Origin of the sequence: Pseudomonas sp. EA_15y_Pfl1_P101, from assembly GCF_963970835.1 — a bacterium.
GTDB lineage: Bacteria > Pseudomonadota > Gammaproteobacteria > Pseudomonadales > Pseudomonadaceae > Aquipseudomonas > Aquipseudomonas tritici.
The window spans coordinates 35,178-51,749 of the sequence record NZ_CAXAPA010000021.1; the positions used below are offsets into that span (position 1 = coordinate 35,178).

General features: G+C 60.5%; 15 protein-coding genes. 6 read left to right on the top strand and 9 right to left on the bottom strand.

The window, feature by feature from the left end:
• Window positions 1–33: 33 nt before the first annotated feature.
• Together AACY36_RS25620 and AACY36_RS25625 are read right to left on the bottom strand one after the other, a co-directional pair.
• Window positions 34–1,011, bottom strand: coding sequence for an ABC transporter permease subunit (locus AACY36_RS25620; protein WP_339420213.1), 978 nt, complete (start codon window positions 1,009–1,011; stop codon window positions 34–36).
• Complete coding sequence (locus AACY36_RS25625) at window positions 1,004–2,536, bottom strand: sugar ABC transporter ATP-binding protein (RefSeq protein WP_339420212.1); 1,533 nt, start codon at window positions 2,534–2,536, stop codon at window positions 1,004–1,006. The genes AACY36_RS25620 and AACY36_RS25625 overlap by 8 nt, the downstream gene beginning before the upstream one ends.
• A 322-nt stretch (window positions 2,537–2,858) precedes the next feature.
• Here AACY36_RS25625 and AACY36_RS25630 point away from each other — a divergent pair, with 322 nt between their 5' ends.
• Genes AACY36_RS25630 through AACY36_RS25640 form a run of 3 tightly spaced genes read left to right on the top strand, consistent with a single transcriptional unit; the run spans window position 2,859 to window position 5,794 of the window.
• Window positions 2,859–4,199: a sensor histidine kinase gene (locus AACY36_RS25630; RefSeq protein WP_339420211.1), complete on the top strand. Its 1,341-nt coding sequence runs from the start codon at window positions 2,859–2,861 to the stop codon at window positions 4,197–4,199.
• On the top strand, window positions 4,184–4,567 hold the full coding sequence (locus tag AACY36_RS25635) for a response regulator (protein WP_339420210.1): 384 nt from the start codon (window positions 4,184–4,186) through the stop codon (window positions 4,565–4,567). The genes AACY36_RS25630 and AACY36_RS25635 overlap by 16 nt, the downstream gene beginning before the upstream one ends.
• Window positions 4,568–4,576: 9 nt before the next feature.
• Window positions 4,577–5,794 carry an EAL domain-containing response regulator gene (locus AACY36_RS25640; RefSeq protein WP_339437242.1) on the top strand — a complete coding sequence of 406 codons (1,218 nt, stop codon included), beginning with the start codon at window positions 4,577–4,579 and terminating at the stop codon, window positions 5,792–5,794.
• A gap of 80 nt (window positions 5,795–5,874) precedes the next feature.
• On the opposite strand, the gene AACY36_RS25645 is transcribed toward AACY36_RS25640, so the two are convergent.
• The 3 genes from AACY36_RS25645 to AACY36_RS25655 all read right to left on the bottom strand — a co-directional run bounded on the left by AACY36_RS25645 (window position 5,875) and on the right by AACY36_RS25655 (window position 6,864).
• Window positions 5,875–6,009, bottom strand: coding sequence for a hypothetical protein (locus tag AACY36_RS25645; RefSeq protein WP_339420206.1), 135 nt, complete (start codon window positions 6,007–6,009; stop codon window positions 5,875–5,877).
• An 11-nt stretch (window positions 6,010–6,020) separates the two neighbouring features.
• The gene (locus AACY36_RS25650; RefSeq protein ID WP_339420205.1) at window positions 6,021–6,233 is read right to left on the bottom strand and encodes a hypothetical protein; all 213 of its coding nucleotides are present in this window, start codon (window positions 6,231–6,233) and stop codon (window positions 6,021–6,023) included.
• Window positions 6,234–6,318: 85 nt separating this feature from the next.
• Window positions 6,319–6,864: a hypothetical protein gene (locus AACY36_RS25655; protein ID WP_339420203.1), complete on the bottom strand. Its 546-nt coding sequence runs from the start codon at window positions 6,862–6,864 to the stop codon at window positions 6,319–6,321.
• 403 nt (window positions 6,865–7,267) lie between these two features.
• Here AACY36_RS25655 and AACY36_RS25660 point away from each other — a divergent pair, with 403 nt between their 5' ends.
• Both AACY36_RS25660 and AACY36_RS25665 read left to right on the top strand, forming a co-directional pair.
• Window positions 7,268–8,677 carry a circularly permuted type 2 ATP-grasp protein gene (locus AACY36_RS25660; protein ID WP_339497709.1) on the top strand — a complete coding sequence of 470 codons (1,410 nt, stop codon included), beginning with the start codon at window positions 7,268–7,270 and terminating at the stop codon, window positions 8,675–8,677.
• Window positions 8,678–8,679: 2 nt separating this feature from the next.
• Window positions 8,680–9,630, top strand: coding sequence for an alpha-E domain-containing protein (locus AACY36_RS25665; RefSeq protein ID WP_339428448.1), 951 nt, complete (start codon window positions 8,680–8,682; stop codon window positions 9,628–9,630).
• Between the two features lie 108 nt (window positions 9,631–9,738).
• On the opposite strand, the gene AACY36_RS25670 is transcribed toward AACY36_RS25665, so the two are convergent.
• Window positions 9,739–10,680 carry an alpha/beta fold hydrolase gene (locus AACY36_RS25670; RefSeq protein WP_339420199.1) on the bottom strand — a complete coding sequence of 314 codons (942 nt, stop codon included), beginning with the start codon at window positions 10,678–10,680 and terminating at the stop codon, window positions 9,739–9,741.
• On the bottom strand, window positions 10,637–11,599 hold the full coding sequence (locus AACY36_RS25675) for an AraC family transcriptional regulator (protein ID WP_339497710.1): 963 nt from the start codon (window positions 11,597–11,599) through the stop codon (window positions 10,637–10,639). Before AACY36_RS25675 ends, AACY36_RS25670 begins: the two co-directional genes overlap by 44 nt.
• Window positions 11,600–11,701: 102 nt before the next feature.
• Here AACY36_RS25675 and AACY36_RS25680 point away from each other — a divergent pair, with 102 nt between their 5' ends.
• Window positions 11,702–12,661, top strand: a complete 960-nt coding sequence (locus AACY36_RS25680; RefSeq protein WP_339420195.1) for an oxidoreductase — start codon at window positions 11,702–11,704, stop codon at window positions 12,659–12,661.
• Here the strand turns inward: AACY36_RS25680 and AACY36_RS25685 are convergent.
• The gene (locus tag AACY36_RS25685; RefSeq protein WP_339497711.1) at window positions 12,651–14,915 is read right to left on the bottom strand and encodes an ATP-dependent DNA helicase; all 2,265 of its coding nucleotides are present in this window, start codon (window positions 14,913–14,915) and stop codon (window positions 12,651–12,653) included. The genes AACY36_RS25680 and AACY36_RS25685 overlap by 11 nt on opposite strands.
• Complete coding sequence (locus AACY36_RS25690; protein ID WP_339497713.1) at window positions 14,912–16,558, bottom strand: VRR-NUC domain-containing protein; 1,647 nt, start codon at window positions 16,556–16,558, stop codon at window positions 14,912–14,914. Before AACY36_RS25690 ends, AACY36_RS25685 begins: the two co-directional genes overlap by 4 nt.
• Between the last annotated feature and the right edge of the window lie 14 nt (window positions 16,559–16,572).

The window sequence follows — 16,572 nt, forward strand, 5'->3', positions numbered from 1 at the left end:
CGGGTCTCTCTTGTGATTGTTGTATGAGTGAAATCAGGTCCGAGCACCGGACTGGCGATAACGATCCAGCGCGACTGCGCCAATGATCACGATGCCCTTGATGATGTACTGCCAGATATCCGACACGCCCAGCAGCACCAGGCCGTTGGTGAGTACCGCGATAATCAGCGCACCAATCAGCGTGCCGCCGATGGTGCCGACGCCGCCGGTAAAGCTGGTGCCACCGAGGATCACCGCGGCAATCGCGTCCAGCTCATAGGATTGTCCCAGTTGCAGGCCGTTGGCCGCGAACAGACGCGAAGCGCTCATCACCGCGCCCAGCCCGGCCAACGCACCGGACATGGCGTAGACGAATAGCAGCACCTTCCACACCTTGATCCCCGACAATCGCGCCGCTTCCGGGTTACCGCCCACCGAGTAGATCTGCACGCCCATCACCGTCCGGCGCAGGATGAACCACGACAGCGCTACCACCGCGACGGCAATGATCACCAGCCAGGGCACGCCGAGCACCGAGTCATTGCCGATAAACGCAAACGGCAGGTCGGGGTTGAAAACGGTCTTGTCATCGGCCAGCAGGCGCGCCAAACCGCGCATGGCGGTGAGTGCGCCGAGGGTGACGATAAACGGCGGCAGGCGCATAAAGGCGATCAATCCGCCGTTGACCAGGCCCAGCAACAGCCCGAAGCCAATACCGGCAGCAATCCCGAACATGCCGAACTGCGGCGACATCGACGCTTGCAACGCCACCACCGCCGACGCGGCCAGGATCGCGCCCACCGACAGGTCGATACCCGCCGTGAGGATCACAAAGGTCATGCCGGCCGCCAGCACCACGTTCACTGAGGCCTGCTGAGAGATGATCGACAGGTTCTGCACTGTCAGGAAGTTCTCGCTGGCCAGGGCAAAGCCCACCAACAACAGGATCAGTACCGGCAACATGCCGACGGTGCGCATCAACTCGCGTGCGCGTTCAGCTTTACCTATCGTTGCAACGTTCAATTCAGCCATGGGCAACCACCTGATCGCCACCGGTGGCGAGGTCAATAATACGTTCTTGGGAAATAACCTGGCCCGACGCCCCGCCGACTTCAGCCACCAACTGGCCTTCGCGCATGATCAGCACGCGGTCGCAGGTGCCGATGATTTCCGGCAACTCGCTGGAAATCACCACAATGCCGACACCGGCTTGCGCCAGTTGATTGATGATGCGGTAGATCTCGGACTTGGAACCGATGTCCACGCCGCGTGTGGGTTCGTCGAGGATCAGCACATGCGGCTTGACCTCCAACAGCCGCGCCAGCAGCACCTTTTGCTGATTGCCGCCGGACAGCGCACCGACATTGACCTTGCCCGACGCCACGCGAATCGACAGTGACTTGATCGCGTCCCTGGCGCGCTGCGCCGCGTGGCCACGATCGAGCACACCACCGGCATGGGCATCCGGTACGCAGGCGCAGACATTGATGTTGTCGGCCACGCTCATGTCCAGGAACAGGCCCTGAGCCTTGCGGTCTTCGGTGAGGTAAACGACGCCGGCGCGGATCGCATCCGCCGGGGTGCGCAGTTGGGTGATGGTCTTGCCGACCACTTCCAAGGTACCGGAGGTGCGTGGGTCGGCGGCAAAGATCAGCCGTGCCAGTTCGGTGCGCCCTGCCCCGACCAGGCCGGCAATCCCGAGCACTTCGCCGGCATGCAGGTCGAAACTACAGTTGCGCACGCGTTTGCCATCAGCCATGTCGCGCACGCGCATCACCACGTTGCCGGGGTTATACGCGGCGTGTTCCTTCTTGTAGAACCCCGACAGGTCGCGGCCCACCATCATTTTCACGAGCACGTCGGCCGACAGCGCCTCGCGGGTCAGCTCGCCGATGTATTGTCCGTCACGCAGCACCGAGACGCGGTCCGACAGCTCGTAGATCTCGGCCATGCGGTGGCTGATATAGATGATCGCCAAACCTTGGCTGCGCAACTGTTTGATCAGCGCGAACAAACGATCGGTCTCGCGGGACGACAAGGGTGTGGTGGGTTCGTCCATCACCAGGATCTTGGCGTGGCCATGCAAGGCGCGGGCGATTTCCACCAGTTGGCGCTCGGCAATCGACAGGCTGCTGACCCGCGTTGACGGGGTGAACTCCGCGCCAAGGCGTTGCAGCACTTCGATGCACCCGGCCTCCATGCCTTTGCGGTCGATGGTCCAGCCACGCCGCAGCTCGCGACCCAGGTAGATGTTCTCGGCCACGCTCAGGTTCGGGCACAGGCTCAGTTCCTGATAGATCACGGCGATGCCGAGGGCTTTGGCGGTGGCGGGGTCGAAGGTGGGGATGGGCTGGCCGGCAATGCGGATTTCACCGCCGGGGTCGGCTTGATAGGCGCCGGAAAGGATTTTCATCAAGGTGGATTTGCCGGCGCCGTTCTCCCCCATCAAGGCGTGGATTTCGCCGGGGTAGACCTTCAGGCCGACATTCTTGAGCACGCGCAGACCATTGAAGGTTTTGCTGATGCCCTGCATCTCAAGCAAGGGTTCAAGGCTCATGAATGAGCTCCTGGGATTATTATTTTTGTAATCGAGTGGGTCGACTCTAATGCAGATACATTTTCTTACGCAAGCGCTTGCGTTGACCGTTTGTCGACAGGTGAAACGTTTCATCACGCTTAAGTTCAGAAAGCGTCGGCTTTGGTGCAGAGGTATCCATTCGAAGGTATTTCCTCCTCAATCAGCCATCAAAACGCCACAATTCTGCTATTGTCCAAGGACCTCATCTCCTCCTCGTCGCCGCCAAGCGATCTGCTGTGAGCATGCACTGCGCCATCGCCGATTGACGATGGCGGGCCTGGACACCACGGAACGCCCTGCGATGGACACACCGCTCCCCGAACAGCCGCAATCGCGCGCCGAAAAAATCGTCGAGTTCAAACGCCAGAAAACCCTGCTCAAGACCGGCGCACTGCAAGACGCCATCTTCAACAGCGCCTATTTCTCGAGCATCGCCACCGATGAGAAAGGCGTGATCCAAATCTTCAATGTAGGCGCCGAACGCATGCTCGGCTATGCCGCCGCCGATGTGGTCAACCGCATCACCCCCGCCGATATCTCCGACCCCATCGAACTGGTCACCCGCGCTGCCGCGCTCAGCCAGGAACTGGATACGCCGATCACGCCGGGGTTCGAAGCGCTGGTGTTCAAGGCCTCCCGGGGTATAGAAGACATCTACGAGCTGACCTATATCCGCAAGGATGGCAGTCGCCTGTCGGCCATGGTGTCGGTGACCGCCTTGCGTAACCGGCATGACACGATCATCGGTTACCTGCTGATCGGCACCGACAACACCGCGCGCAAGCAGGAAGAAGCCGAACGCAAAGGCTTCGAGCGTGCCCTGGAAGAGAAGAACCTGGAGCTGGAGCACGCCAGCCACATGAAGTCCGAGTTCCTCGCCACCATGTCCCACGAACTGCGCACGCCGCTGAATGCCGTGATCGGTTTTTCCGAGGCGCTCAAGGACGGGCTGGTCGGGGAAATGAGCGAGACCCAGCGCGAGTACATCGGTGATATCTTCACCAGCGGCCAGCATTTGCTGTCATTGATCAACGACATTCTCGACCTGTCCAAGGTCGAGGCCGGCATGATGGAGCTGGAACTGGAGAGCGCGGAGCTTTCCAGCTTGTTGGCCAACAGCCTGTTGATCGTGCGGGAAAAGGCCGCGCTGCAACGTATTCAACTGAAGCTGGAAAGCCCTGAAGACTTCGGCTGTCTGGAACTGGACCTGCGCAAGACCAAGCAGATCGTCTACAACCTCCTGGCCAATGCGGTGAAGTTCAGCGAGCACGGCAGCTCAGTGACGCTGATGGTGCGCCAGGTGGCCCGCGAGCAGGTCGGGCAGATTCCCGGCGAATGGCCGGTGTACCGCTTCGACTTGCCCGACAGTGCGCATCAACAGTTCCTCGAGTTGAGCGTCAGCGATACCGGGATTGGTATAGCTGAAGGCGACATGGGCAAGCTGTTCAAGGCGTTCAGCCAGATCGACAGCAGCCTGGCGCGCAAATTCGAAGGCACCGGCCTGGGGCTGGCGATGGTCAAGCAGCTGACGGATTTGCACGGCGGCAGTGTAGCCGTGGCCAGCCGTGAAGGCTGTGGCGCGCGGTTTGTCGCGTGGTTGCCGCTGCATCGCACGCCGGAGGCAGCATGGCCGAGATCCTGATCATTGAAGACAATGAAGCCAATATGCGCCTGGCGCGCCTGTTGTTAGTGAATGCCAGCCACACGGTGCTGTGGGCACCCGATGCCGAAACCGGCCTGACCCTGGCCCGCGAACAACAGCCGGCGTTGATCCTGATGGACATCCAACTGCCCGGCATGGACGGCCTGGCGGCCACTGCGCTGCTCAAGCAAGACCCGCTGACCGCACACATCCCGGTGATCGCCTTGACGGCCATGGCGATGAAAGAAGACCGCGAAAAGACCCGGCTCGCCGGTTGTGACGCCTACATCACCAAGCCGTTGCGTTACAAAGAGCTGTACCAAGTGATCGACACCTTGCTGCAAACGCCCAACAGCCCCCTCACATGAGTCCGCTCCATGGCCAGCCAACCCGCGACGTTGTTGATCGTTGATGATGAACCCCAGGTGCGCAAACTCCTGGAAACCCTGCTGCAACACGAGGGCTACCAGACCCTGAGTGCAAGCAGCGGTGAAGAAGCCTTGCAGTTGGTGGCGCGGCAGCCCCCGGACCTGATCCTGCTCGACGTGATGATGCCGGGCATGGACGGCTATGAAGTCGCCAGCCAATTAAAGGGTGATGAAACCACCGCGGGTATCCCGATCATCATGTTATCCGCCCTCAGTGAGCAGAGCGCCCGTGTCAGTGGGCTGGAGGCCGGTGCCGAGGAGTTCATCAGCAAGCCGGTAGAACGTGTCGAGTTGTGGTTGCGAGTGCGCAACCTGCTGCGGCTCAAAGAGCGTGGTGACCTGGCAAGCCATTCGCGCGAACTGGGGCCACTGCAAACGGGGATAAACGTGCATGACCTGGCCCTTCAGGACCTCGAAAATGCCTTGCGCCAAGCCGTCGAGCGCGAAGACTTCACCGTGCATTACCAGCCCAAGGTCGATATCGCCAGCGGCCGCCTCTGCGCCCTCGAAGCGTTACTGCGCTGGGAGAGGCCCGACTACGGCGCTGTGTCCCCGGCCGTGTTTGTGCCGATATTGGAGCGCCTTGGGCTGATTGTACCTGTGGGACGCTGGGTGATAGAGCAGGTTTGCCAACAAATTGCCGAGTGGCAACGTGGCGCCATTGGTGCGGTGGAGGTGTCGGTGAACGTCTCCGGCCATCAACTGATCGAAGGCGACCTGATTGCCGATATCGCGCGCACCCTGGCGCAAACAGGTGTCGAGCCGCATTGGCTCGAAGTGGAGCTGACCGAAGGCTCCTTGATGGAAAACACCCAGCACACCATCGCCAGCCTGCAGCGCCTGCACGCGATGGGCGTGAAGATTTCCATCGATGACTTCGGCACCGGCTATTCGAGCCTGGCGTATCTGCGGCGTTTTCCTATCCATACCTTGAAGATCGACATTGCGTTTATCCGCGAAGTCACCACCAACCCGCAAGACGCGGCGATCACCCGCACCATCATTGAACTGGCCCACAGCCTCAACCTGCGGGTGGTGGCTGAAGGCGTGGAAACCCAGGCGCAGTTGGCGTTCTTGAAGGAGGCCGGTTGTGATCAGATCCAAGGCTACCTGTTCAGCCGGCCGTTACCCGTGGAAACCTTGGAGCGCTTGTTGCTGGAGCGTTGAGAGGTCCCTCTGACTGCATGTGCATGGATGCCGGAGGACGCTACGGATCCGACACGCCGCCGCAAGCGCCAGGTGAGCACTCAGTCCAGATTCTCGGTATTGCCCACATCCGCCGCTTCATCCAGATCGTTGAGCGGCACTTCTGCGTCATCCATCAACGAGCCAGGGTCTTCATTGCCTGGGTCGTTGAGTTCGTCATCAAGTTCTTTTGACATCACCGTCTCCACTAGCCGCCTTGGGTATCGATATCGGCATCGGTTTCAGCCTTGGGCTCCGGCTCCGGCTCGAAGTCTGGACTGTAGTCGTTTTCTTCAGCCTTGGGTTCTTTGGCCGGTGCCGGATCTTTTGGCGCGTCGGCGCCAGTACCTGGCGCGGGTTCGCCGCCGTCGATGGCCGGGTCGTTGCGCCCGCTGACTTGGGGATCGTCGTGTGTGTTCATGGGTCACCTCTTCTGTTCGCAGTATTGGGAAAATGCAGCCTGCGTAAAGGTAAGGTCACGCCCTGGGCAATGAAGTTCAAATTGCCTAAGAGCCTGGGTTATCTACCTGAATGTAGAACGCATAAGCCGCGAGCAGCACCCAGAACACCATGAACAGCCACGGGGCGCGCATGGAGAACAACAACGACTTGCGATAGCCCTTGTGGGACGACTCCATTTCGGAAAACAGCGGCGACTCGTCGTAGGCCATGCCCATCACTGGCTCGCTGCGCAGCAGTTCGCTTTGCTTGAAGTGCCAGTGGTCAATGATGTCATACGCCGCGCGTATGCCGGGCCAGGCGTTGAGTGAGCTGAGAATGCCCAGGAGCGCCAGGAACAGCGGCACCAACAGTGTGAACAATTTGCCCCATTCCGGGTTGAGGTTGCCCATGCCAGAGACAAAGGCGATCACCAGGAACGACTGCGCCGTGAGGTAGGCGTCGGTGCGGTTGGCCAGGATCGAGGTTTCGTATTGTATCTCGCGCCGATAGAAGTCGAGGCGGTCTTTGGGTGAGCCGAAGATCTTGGCGTTGTGTTCACTGTGATCTGTCAGGGTCGATTCTGGGGATTGGGGGGAGATGATTCTGGGCACATGCGTGCTCCGTTTTGGATCGAGTCTGTTTAGAAGGAAGGGGCGCTGGCGAAGTTCAAGTTAGTTTGCGCACCAATCTGGCGCATTTTGTAGTGAGCGGGCTTGCCCCGCGCTGGCGTGCGTAGCGCTCCCGTTTTTTTGGGCCGCTGCGCAGCCCAGCGCGGGGCAAGCCCGCTTACGGCAATAGGGTTATTGGTGGTTTCGGCACACGCATTGCTTAACCCTTTCATCACTCACCTGCCTTGCCCGCTTACAGGAGCATTCGTTACCCACCGACCCAGAGCCGACCCCATAAGAAAGTAAGGACCAGGCCGGTTGGCACCTTCAGCCACGGCCTTATAAAAATGCGTTTTTTGAAGCGGCAGTGCCACTTGGCTATCCTCGGCACTGACAAGGTACTGGAATGGCTCGATCTTTCTTCGATGAAATGAATGACGCAAACGGCGCGTGCCGTGCGCATTATCAAGACTTCTCCCGCTGGCTGGCGAATACGCCGCCGGAACTGCTGGCCCAGCGTCGCCGTGAAGCCGACTTGCTGTTCCACCGCGCCGGGATTACGTTCACGCTGTATGGCGACGAGCAAGACACCGAGCGCCTGATCCCCTTCGACATCATCCCCCGCAGCATCCCCGCCAGTGAATGGAGCCTGATCGAACGCGGTTGTATCCAGCGCGTCAACGCGCTGAACATGTTCCTTGCCGACATCTACCACGACCAGCGCATTATCAAGGCCGGGATCATTCCGGCGGAACAGGTGCTGGGCAACGAGGGTTATCAGAAGGCGATGGTCGGCCTGGACCTGCACCGCGACATCTACTCGCATATTTCCGGTGTCGACCTGGTGCGCGATGGCGACGGCACCTACTACGTGCTCGAAGACAACCTGCGCACCCCCAGCGGCGTGAGCTACATGCTCGAAGACCGCAAAATGATGATGCGCCTGTTCCCCGAGGTGTTCGCCAAGCAGCGTATCGCGCCGGTGGACCATTACCCCAACCTGCTGCTCAAGACCCTGAAAAGCGCCAGCCGCCTGGACAACCCCAACGTGGTGGTGCTAACGCCAGGGCGCTTTAACAGTGCATTCTTCGAACATGCGTTCCTGGCCCGGGAAATGGGCGTGGAACTGGTGGAAGGCGCCGACTTGTTCGTACAGGACCTCAAGGTGTTCATGCGCACCACCGACGGCCCCAAGCCGGTCGACGTGATTTACCGGCGTATCGACGACGCCTTCCTCGACCCCAAGGCCTTCAACCCCGATTCGATGCTTGGCGTGCCCGGCCTGGTGGCCGCCTATTGCGCCGGCAACGGGGTGCTGGCCAATGCCATCGGCACCGGCGTGGCTGATGACAAGTCGATCTACCCCTACGTGCCCGAGATGATCCGCTTCTACTTGGATGAAGAACCGGTGCTGCAAAACGTGCCGACCTTCCAGTGCCGCAAACCCGACGAACTGTCCCACGTTCTGGCCAACCTGCCGCAACTGGTGGTCAAGGAAACCCAAGGCTCCGGCGGCTACGGCATGCTGGTCGGCCCGGCCTCCAGCGCCGCCGAGATCGAGGACTTCCGTCAACGCATCAAGGCCCGACCCCACGCGTATATCGCCCAACCCACACTGAGCCTGTCCACCTGCCCCACCTTTGTCGAGAACGGCATTGCTCCGCGCCATATCGACCTGCGGCCCTTTGTGCTGTCGGGCAAGGAAACCCGCCTCGTACCGGGTGGTCTTACCCGTGTTGCGCTGAAGGAAGGCTCACTGATCGTCAACTCGTCGCAAGGCGGCGGAACCAAAGACACCTGGGTGGTGGAGGACTGAGTATGTTGAGTAGAACCGCCGCAGACCTGTACTGGATGTCCCGTTACCTGGAGCGCGCCGAGAACCTGGCGCGGATGCTCGAGGTCAGCTACTCCCTGTCGTTGATGCCCCAGGCCGGGCATAGTGATGGCCTGGATGAACTGGCCATGTCGCTGCTCAGCAGCGGCACCCTGGACAATTACCTTGAGCGGCATACACAGCTGGATGCCGAGCGCATGTTGCACTTCTTTGCCCTCGACGAAGAGAACCCCGCCAGCATCTATAACTGCCTGCGCGCGGCGCGTGGCAATGCCCATGCGGTACGCGGGCGGATCACCGCCGACATGTGGGAAAACCTCAACGCCACCTGGCTGGAAATGCGCAGCATCGCCGCGGGCGGCCTGGCGCGGCATGGCATCAACCACTTTTGTGATTGGGTCAAGCAGCGTTCGCACCTTTTCCGGGGGGCCACCTCCGGGACGATCATGCGCAATGACGCCTATCGGTTTATCCGCCTGGGCACCTTCGTAGAGCGTGCGGATAACACCTTGCGCCTGCTGGATGCACGCTATGAGATGTTTGGCGAGGAGTCGGAGGAAGTCAGTGACTTGTCGGCACGCGGTTATTACCAATGGAGCGCCCTGCTCCGCGCGTTGTCGTCGTTCGAGGCGTACACCGAGTTGTATCCGAATGCGTTGAATGCTCGCTCGGTCTCAGAGTTGCTGTTGTTGCGCAGCGATGTGCCGCGTTCGTTGCATGCATGTATCGAGGAGTTGAGTCATATCCTGGCGGACTTGCCCGGCAGTTACGGGCGCACGGCGCAGCGGTTGGCCGCGGAGTTTGAGGCGCGGCTCAGGTATACGGGGATTGATGAGATTCTTGAGGATGGGTTGCATAGCCGCTTGACGGAATTTATTGACACGGTTCGGGAGTTGGCACAGGCGATTCATAGTTCGTATTTGGAAGTTGTTTGAAGCGGTGGGAGCGCGATTGCTCGCGGTGCGGTGGGTCAGTCAACGGTTGAGTGGCTGACCCGACGCATTCGCGGGCAAGCCCGCTCCCACATTTGGAGGGGGTTGGGGTTACGGTTTTCGTAGGAACGCGAGCATCAGCGTGTTGACCTGCTGGCTTTGTTCGTTCTGGATCCAGTGGCCGCAGTTGGGCAGCACGTGTTGTTCAAGGTGAGGCACTGAATCGGGCATGCGTTTGAGTGTGTGCGCCTCGAACACACCGACCGGGTCTCGGTCACCGATCAGGAATAGCGTGGGTTGCAACACCTGCTGGCCAGCCAGGCATTCGGTGCGTTGCCAGTTGCGTTCAAAGTTGCGGTACCAGTTCAGCGGGCCACGAAAACCGTGGTCGGCGAAGGTGTTTACGTAGACGTCCAGATCTGCCTGGGAACACCATTGCGGCAATGCGCCGGGCGCGGGAACGCCCTCAAGTAACCTGGCGCTCGGCGGTTTCTTTTGCAAAAACACATCCTGATCCTGCATGAACAGGCGCAGCGTGCGCTCGATGTCAGCGTTCAGCTCCTGCTCGGCAACGCCAGGCTCCTGGAAATACAGGATGTAGTTGAAGCGATCGGCGTACAGCTCACGCATGATTTCGATCACCGGCCGCCGCGCGCGCCCAGCGAATGGCACGGACATCGTGATCAAGTGCGTGACACGCTCGGGTTCGAGCAGCGCCAGGTGCCAGGCCACCACTGCCCCCCAGTCATGGCCGACCATCACCACCTGCGCATGGCCAAAATGGTCCATGGCCTGCTGGATATCCCCGCACAGGGTCAGCAGATCATAATCGGCGATCGCGGCGGGCGAACTGGTCTGGCCGTAGCCGCGCATTTCCGGGGCGAACACTCGGTAACCCGCAGCCGCCAATGCGCGAATCTGCTCGCGCCAGGAGTGCCAGCATTCCGGGAAACCGTGGAGCAGCCAGATCGGCGGGCCTTCGTCCGCCCCCGTGACCTGCACACTTAACTCAATGCCGTTGACCTGGATCCTGTGCTGCCGGGTAGCGTTCATCAGAGGCGTCCTTGTGTAGTTTGCGCTCGCGGTACTCTCGCGGTGAGCAATTCATCAAACGTTTGAAAGCACTGCTGAATGCGCTGTCCGACTGATAACCCAATGCCTGGCCGATGCTGGACACACTGCTGCTGGAGGTGTTCAACGCCTGTACCGCCAAATGCATGCGCCAGCGGGTCAGATACGCCTGAGGTGCCATGCCAACACGTTGCTTGAAATGCAGGGCGAAGGTCGAGCGAGACTGATTGGCCGTGCCTGCCATTTCGCTCAATGTCCAACGCCGTGCCGGTTCGGCGTGCACTTGCGCCAGCACCGGCGCCAACCTCGGATCGGTCAACGCCGCGAGCCAACCGGTGGTACTGGCGCCTAGGGAAGCTTGATAGAGGCGCAGGATTTGCACCAGCATCATTTGCGCCAAATGCTCGGTCATCAACGCCGCACCCAGCTTCGGGCTGGCGTATTCAAGAGACAAGCGCTCCAGGCACCAACGCAACACACTGGCCTGATCGGAGCGAGCGCTGATGCGCACCACCGGGGGCAATCCCTCCAGCAAGAGGCGGGCTTCATCACCGTAGTAAAACAGCCCGCCAATCAGAAACAGATCAGCCGTCTCACCCAGGCTGGCGATACCGCCCACGGCCTTGCTGTAGACCTCCCGAGCATCCACCCCCTCCAGTGCCAGGTGGCTGGATAATTTCCACGGTCGATTTTGCGTCAATAGAAAGCAATCACCTTCATACAGCCGGACGGGCACGATCATCCCTTCCACTTCCAGCCAACACTCCCCCTCCACCACCGCGTTGAACTTGATGCCACTCGGTGGTGGAAAATCCAGCGCCCAGTCGCCGCCCGCCTTCAAACCTGCAAAATACGAGTGGTGACTGCGTAACAACGCCACCACATCAGACAGGGTATCCATAAATAAAAAAGCTCCGGACGATCGCGACAGAAATACAGACTTTAGGCTATTCCGCGTCCGGCCCCAAAAAAACACTATAGGTCCTCCTGAGTGGAGAGCCTTATGACCAGCAAGCAAACCCCTATTAACAGCGGATTCGACGGTGCGACGACAGCCACACAAGCATTGGCGGGTAAAGATTTACACGGTATGACCGCTATCGTTACCGGTGGCTATTCCGGCATTGGCCTGGAGGCCGTGCGGACATTGGCAGGCGCAGGCGCGCAGGTGATCGTTCCTGCACGCGACGCGCTTAAAGCCGAGCGCAACCTACGCGGGATCCGCGGCGTTGAATTGGCCAGCCTGGATTTGCTCGACGCGGCCTCTATTGACCGCTTCGCCCAGGACTTCCTGGCGTCTGGAAGGGCGTTACATCTTCTGATCAACAGCGCGGGGATCATGGCTACCCCACTACAAAGAAACGCCAACGGCCTGGAAGCGCAGTTCGCCACCAACCACCTGGGGCACTTTCAGCTGACCGCCCGCCTGTGGCCGGCCTTGCGTAAAACAAGCGGAGCGCGGGTGGTGGCGGTGTCGTCCCTCGGGCATCGTTTGAGCCCCCTGCACTTCGAAGATGCCCAATTTGAACGCCGCGCCTATGACAAGTGGCTGGCGTACGGTCAGTCAAAAACCGCCAACGCGCTGTTCGCCGTGGCACTGGACCAGCGTGGCCAGGCATGCGATGTGCGCGCTTTTTCGGTACATCCCGGTGAAATCCTCACTGACCTGCTCCGTTACCTGGACAAAGACGACCTGGCATTCGTCGGCGCGCTGGATGAACACGGGAATATTCGCCCGGCCAGTCATTACAAGCACCCTGAACAAGGCGCCGCGACGATGGTGTGGTGTGGCGTCAGTCCCAAACTTGAGGGGCTCGGCGGCCTGTACTGCGAAGATTGCGATGTAGCCGCCCCCGCTCACGATGAAAGCAGGCGCTCCGGCGTCTATCCCTGGGCCGTCGACCCGGAGCACGCCGAGCGGTTATGGGCATTGAGCGAGCGACTGTGTGGCGTCACGCTCTGATCGTCGGTGCCCACCAGCGCGGCAACAATTGGCGCACCCGCGCCTCGCCGAACCGGTCATCGATCAACATCACCACGCCCCGGTCCTGCTGGCTACGGATCACCCTGCCCGCCGCCTGCACCACTTTCTGAATGCCGGGGTACAGGTAGGTGTAGTCGTAACCCGCGCCGAAGATCGCGCCCATGCGCAGTTTCATCTGTTCGTTGACCGGGTTCAGTTGGGGCAGCCCGAGGGTGGCAATAAAAGCACCGATCAAGCGCGCACCGGGCAAGTCAATGCCCTCGCCGAATGCGCCACCCAGTACGGCAAAACCGATGCCCTGGCTGTGCTCGGTGAACTGGTCAAGAAAGGCCTGGCGCTCGGCCTCCGCCATGCCGCGTGACTGCTGCCAGAGCACGATCTGCGGGTGTCGCTCGCCGAGCAACTGCGCCACCTGCTGCAGGTAATCAAAGCTTGAGAAAAACGCCAGGTAGTTGCCAGGCTGTTGGGTGTACTGGTGGGCGATCAGCTCAACGATGGATTCCAGCGAGGCGTTGCGATGCACGAAGCGTGTGGAGATTGCATCGACGATGCGCACCTGCAATTGCTCGGCCTTGAACGGTGACTCCACGTCGATCCACGCGGTATCCGCCGGCAGGCCCAGCAAGTCGGCGTAGTAATGACGAGGGCTGAGGGTGGCGGAAAACAGCACACTGCTGCGGGCCGCGGTCAATCGCGGGCGGATGAACTCGGCGGGCACCACGTTGCGCAGGCACAGGGTAGAGCTGCTGCGTTTGCCACTGAACTGGCGCTTGCTGATATCGAAAATAAAGTGCTCGTTGAACAGCTCGGCAACCTTGGCAAATTGCAGCACCTCGAAATAAAACGCTTGCAGGTCGCCACTGAGTGACTCGGGGTGCGCGTTGAAATAGTCGCCCATGGCGCTGGCACACAGGGTCAGGGCCTGTATCAGTTTTTCGGGTCGGGCGACATAAGCCTGGTACGGCGCGAGCTGGTCCTTGTGCAGCGCGTTCCACTCACGGTTGAGGCGCTGCAAGGGTTTCTTCAACGCTTCTGGCGCGGTGTCGCGCAGGGTCTTGAGGCTGTACTGGTCAAGGCTGGCGCTGTACATCGAACGGGCACGTTCGACCAGGTTGTGCGCCTCGTCCACCAACACGGCGGCGCGCCACTGATTGAGCTGGGCCAGGCCAAACAGCATGGCGCCAAAGTCGAAGTAGTAGTTGTAGTCGGCGACCACCAGGTCGGCCCAGCGCGCCATTTCCTGGCTCAGGTAGTAAGGGCAAACGTCATGGGCCAGGGCGACGTCGCGCAGGTTGCGCTGATCGAGCAGGCGCACCTTGGACGCGGCAATGCGCGCGGCGGGCAAGCGGTCGTAGAAGCCCTTGGCCAAGGGGCAGGAATCGCCGTGGCAGGCTTTGTCCAAGTGTTCACAGGCTTTGTCCCGCGCCACCAGCTCCAGCACGCGCAATGGCAGGCCGGGGCTGCTGGCGTATAGCACTTGGGCAGCATCCAGGGCGAGCTTGCGGCCGGGGGTCTTGGCGGTGAGGAAGAACAGCTTGTCCAGTTGCTGGGGCGCCAGGGCCTTGAGCAAAGGGAAAATCGTGCCGATGGTCTTACCGATACCCGTGGGCGCTTGGGCCATCAGGCAACGCCCGGTGCTGACGGCCTTGTACACCGACTCGGCCAGCGAACGCTGGCCAGGACGAAAACCGGCATGGGGGAATACCAGGGTTTGCGCGGCGCTGTTGCGCGCTTCGCGATGCTGCATTTCCTGCTGGGCCCAACCGAGGAACAGCGCGCATTGCTGATTGAAGAACGCCTCCAGTTCAGTTGCCTGAACGCGTTGGTTCAGCACCGTCTCGCCTTCGCCGACGATATCGAAGTACACCAGTGCCAGGTCAATGTCAGAAAGGCCGAGTTTTTGGCACATCAACCAGCCGTAGACTTTGACCTGGGCCCAATGTAGTTGGCGATGGTTGGCGGGCTGGGCATCGAGGTCGCCGCGATAGGTTTTGACTTCTTCCAGGCGGTTGGCGTCCGGGTCATAGCCGTCCGCCCTGCCCCGTACCTTGAGTTGTTGGTAGTCGCCTTCAAGCGCGACTTCATTCTGGTAGTGCTTGCTGCGCCGTGACGCGACGGTGCGGTGGCCGAGAATGCCTTCCTGGGCGCTGGGGGATGGCGTAAAGCGCAGGTCCAGGTCACCGACCTTGGCCGTGAACTCACACAATGCACGCACGGCAACGCTGTAACTCAAGCGGGCTCTGCCCAGCGCACATAGCAGACCGTCACTGGCATCTGGTATTCGCCGCAGAACTTGAGCCAGCGCAGTTGGTTGTCTTGCAGGCGATCGCCAGGGCCCTTGACCTCGATCATGCGGTAGGTCTTTTGCTCGGGCCAGAACTGGATCAGGTCGGGCATGCCAGCGCGGTTGGCGCGGATGTCCAGCAGCAGCCGTTCAAACCAGTAATGCAGATGCTCGGCGGGCAGGCAGGCCAATGCCTGTTCCAGCAGATCTTGGCTAAGCAGGTTCCAGAACACAAACGGCGACTGGATTCCCCACTTTTCGCTATAACGCTGGCGGATGGTGGTTTTATAGCGCTCGTCCTGCAACTGCTCGAAACACCCGGCGAACAGCGGCGCGCGGCGCTGGTGGAAGTCTTCGCTGTGCAAATCTGCGGGGCCGCGCTGGAACGGGTGGAAAAACGAACCTGGCAGCGGCGCAAAGATCACGTCCCAGCACAGCAGGCCGAACAGCGAATTGATCAGTCCGTTTTCAACGTAATGCACCGGGCCATCGGGCTCGCTGAGGTGAGCCTGCACGCAGTACTCCACCGACATCAACGGCTCGGGCAGCGCCAGGGCCAGATCCAGTCGCGTGACCGGCCGGGGCTTGGTTTTGGGCAACGCCGGTTCGCCCAATTTGCGCCGCAGGCGTGGCAACACACGCAACACGTGTTGCTGCTCGGCGGCGCTTTCCGGTGTTTGTTGAGCGGCGTAAGCCAGGGCAATGGCCTGGGTGTAATCCTCCTGGCGCTCCAGCACACGGATCAATCGCGCGCGGGCACCTGGGTAGGCACACGCGCGGTAAATCTGCTCTGCCAAGCCCAGTTCCGCATTGCGTTCACAGTACTGGCCCACTTGGAACAATAGCTTGGCCCGGCGTTTTTCCAGCCAGGGGTTATCGGTGTTCAGGGTAGCGATCCGCACGAGCACTTCTTCCAGCGCCTGGCCCGTTTCAAAGGCCTGCTGGCACTGGTGCAGGAACAAAAATCCGTGCACGTCGTCTCGGCTGCGCAAACCGCGGGACTCGGCACAGAATTCGACTTTTTCATAGGTATAGATGCCAAGGTCGGCCAGCACGAATTCTGACCAGTCCTGATGCAGGTTGCCAAAGAACATCAGACGCAGGCGGTCGCACAATTCCATCACAGTGAGGCTGTACAGCGTGTCAGACAGTGCGGGGCACCAGGTGGCGAAACTGCGGCTGTCGGCAAATTGCGCCGCCAGCCCTTCCAGCCAGTCGGTTTTCCTCGCTTTGGGTTGGTCGATCCAAGGCTTGAACGTCGCGAGAAGTTCGCCTTTTTGCAACAAGGCGAACAGCTCTTCAAAGCCCAGCAGGCTTTGATTATCTACCCAGCCCAGTGCCAACAACGGCTCGGCAGCGGCGTGCGGGCAACCGATCTCGAGGTAATTGAGCTTGCCCGCACGAAAATGCACACCCTTGCGCATCACCATGCGCACCAACAGCGCCTGAGACGCTTGCGGCAACCTGTCAAATTGCTGAATGAAATGCTGTTCGTCCGGATCAAGCAAATCCGCATAGCGCTGCTCCAGCCAGTGCAGGACCTGACGGAAGTTATGCAGGTAATAGAGCGGGTCTTCGAGGGGATTGGCCATGGCGCACAGTGATC

Coding starts and splice junctions, on each gene's coding strand:
- AACY36_RS25620 (WP_339420213.1), bottom strand. CDS start 1,011: ATGGCTGAATTGAACGTTGCAACGATAGGTAAAGCTGAACGCGCACGC.
- AACY36_RS25625 (WP_339420212.1), bottom strand. CDS start 2,536: ATGAGCCTTGAACCCTTGCTTGAGATGCAGGGCATCAGCAAAACCTTC.
- AACY36_RS25630 (WP_339420211.1), top strand. CDS start 2,859: ATGGACACACCGCTCCCCGAACAGCCGCAATCGCGCGCCGAAAAAATC.
- AACY36_RS25635 (WP_339420210.1), top strand. CDS start 4,184: ATGGCCGAGATCCTGATCATTGAAGACAATGAAGCCAATATGCGCCTG.
- AACY36_RS25640 (WP_339437242.1), top strand. CDS start 4,577: ATGGCCAGCCAACCCGCGACGTTGTTGATCGTTGATGATGAACCCCAG.
- AACY36_RS25645 (WP_339420206.1), bottom strand. CDS start 6,009: ATGTCAAAAGAACTTGATGACGAACTCAACGACCCAGGCAATGAAGAC.
- AACY36_RS25650 (WP_339420205.1), bottom strand. CDS start 6,233: ATGAACACACACGACGATCCCCAAGTCAGCGGGCGCAACGACCCGGCC.
- AACY36_RS25660 (WP_339497709.1), top strand. CDS start 7,268: ATGGCTCGATCTTTCTTCGATGAAATGAATGACGCAAACGGCGCGTGC.
- AACY36_RS25665 (WP_339428448.1), top strand. CDS start 8,680: ATGTTGAGTAGAACCGCCGCAGACCTGTACTGGATGTCCCGTTACCTG.
- AACY36_RS25670 (WP_339420199.1), bottom strand. CDS start 10,680: ATGAACGCTACCCGGCAGCACAGGATCCAGGTCAACGGCATTGAGTTA.
- AACY36_RS25675 (WP_339497710.1), bottom strand. CDS start 11,599: ATGGATACCCTGTCTGATGTGGTGGCGTTGTTACGCAGTCACCACTCG.
- AACY36_RS25680 (WP_339420195.1), top strand. CDS start 11,702: ATGACCAGCAAGCAAACCCCTATTAACAGCGGATTCGACGGTGCGACG.
- AACY36_RS25690 (WP_339497713.1), bottom strand. CDS start 16,558: ATGGCCAATCCCCTCGAAGACCCGCTCTATTACCTGCATAACTTCCGT.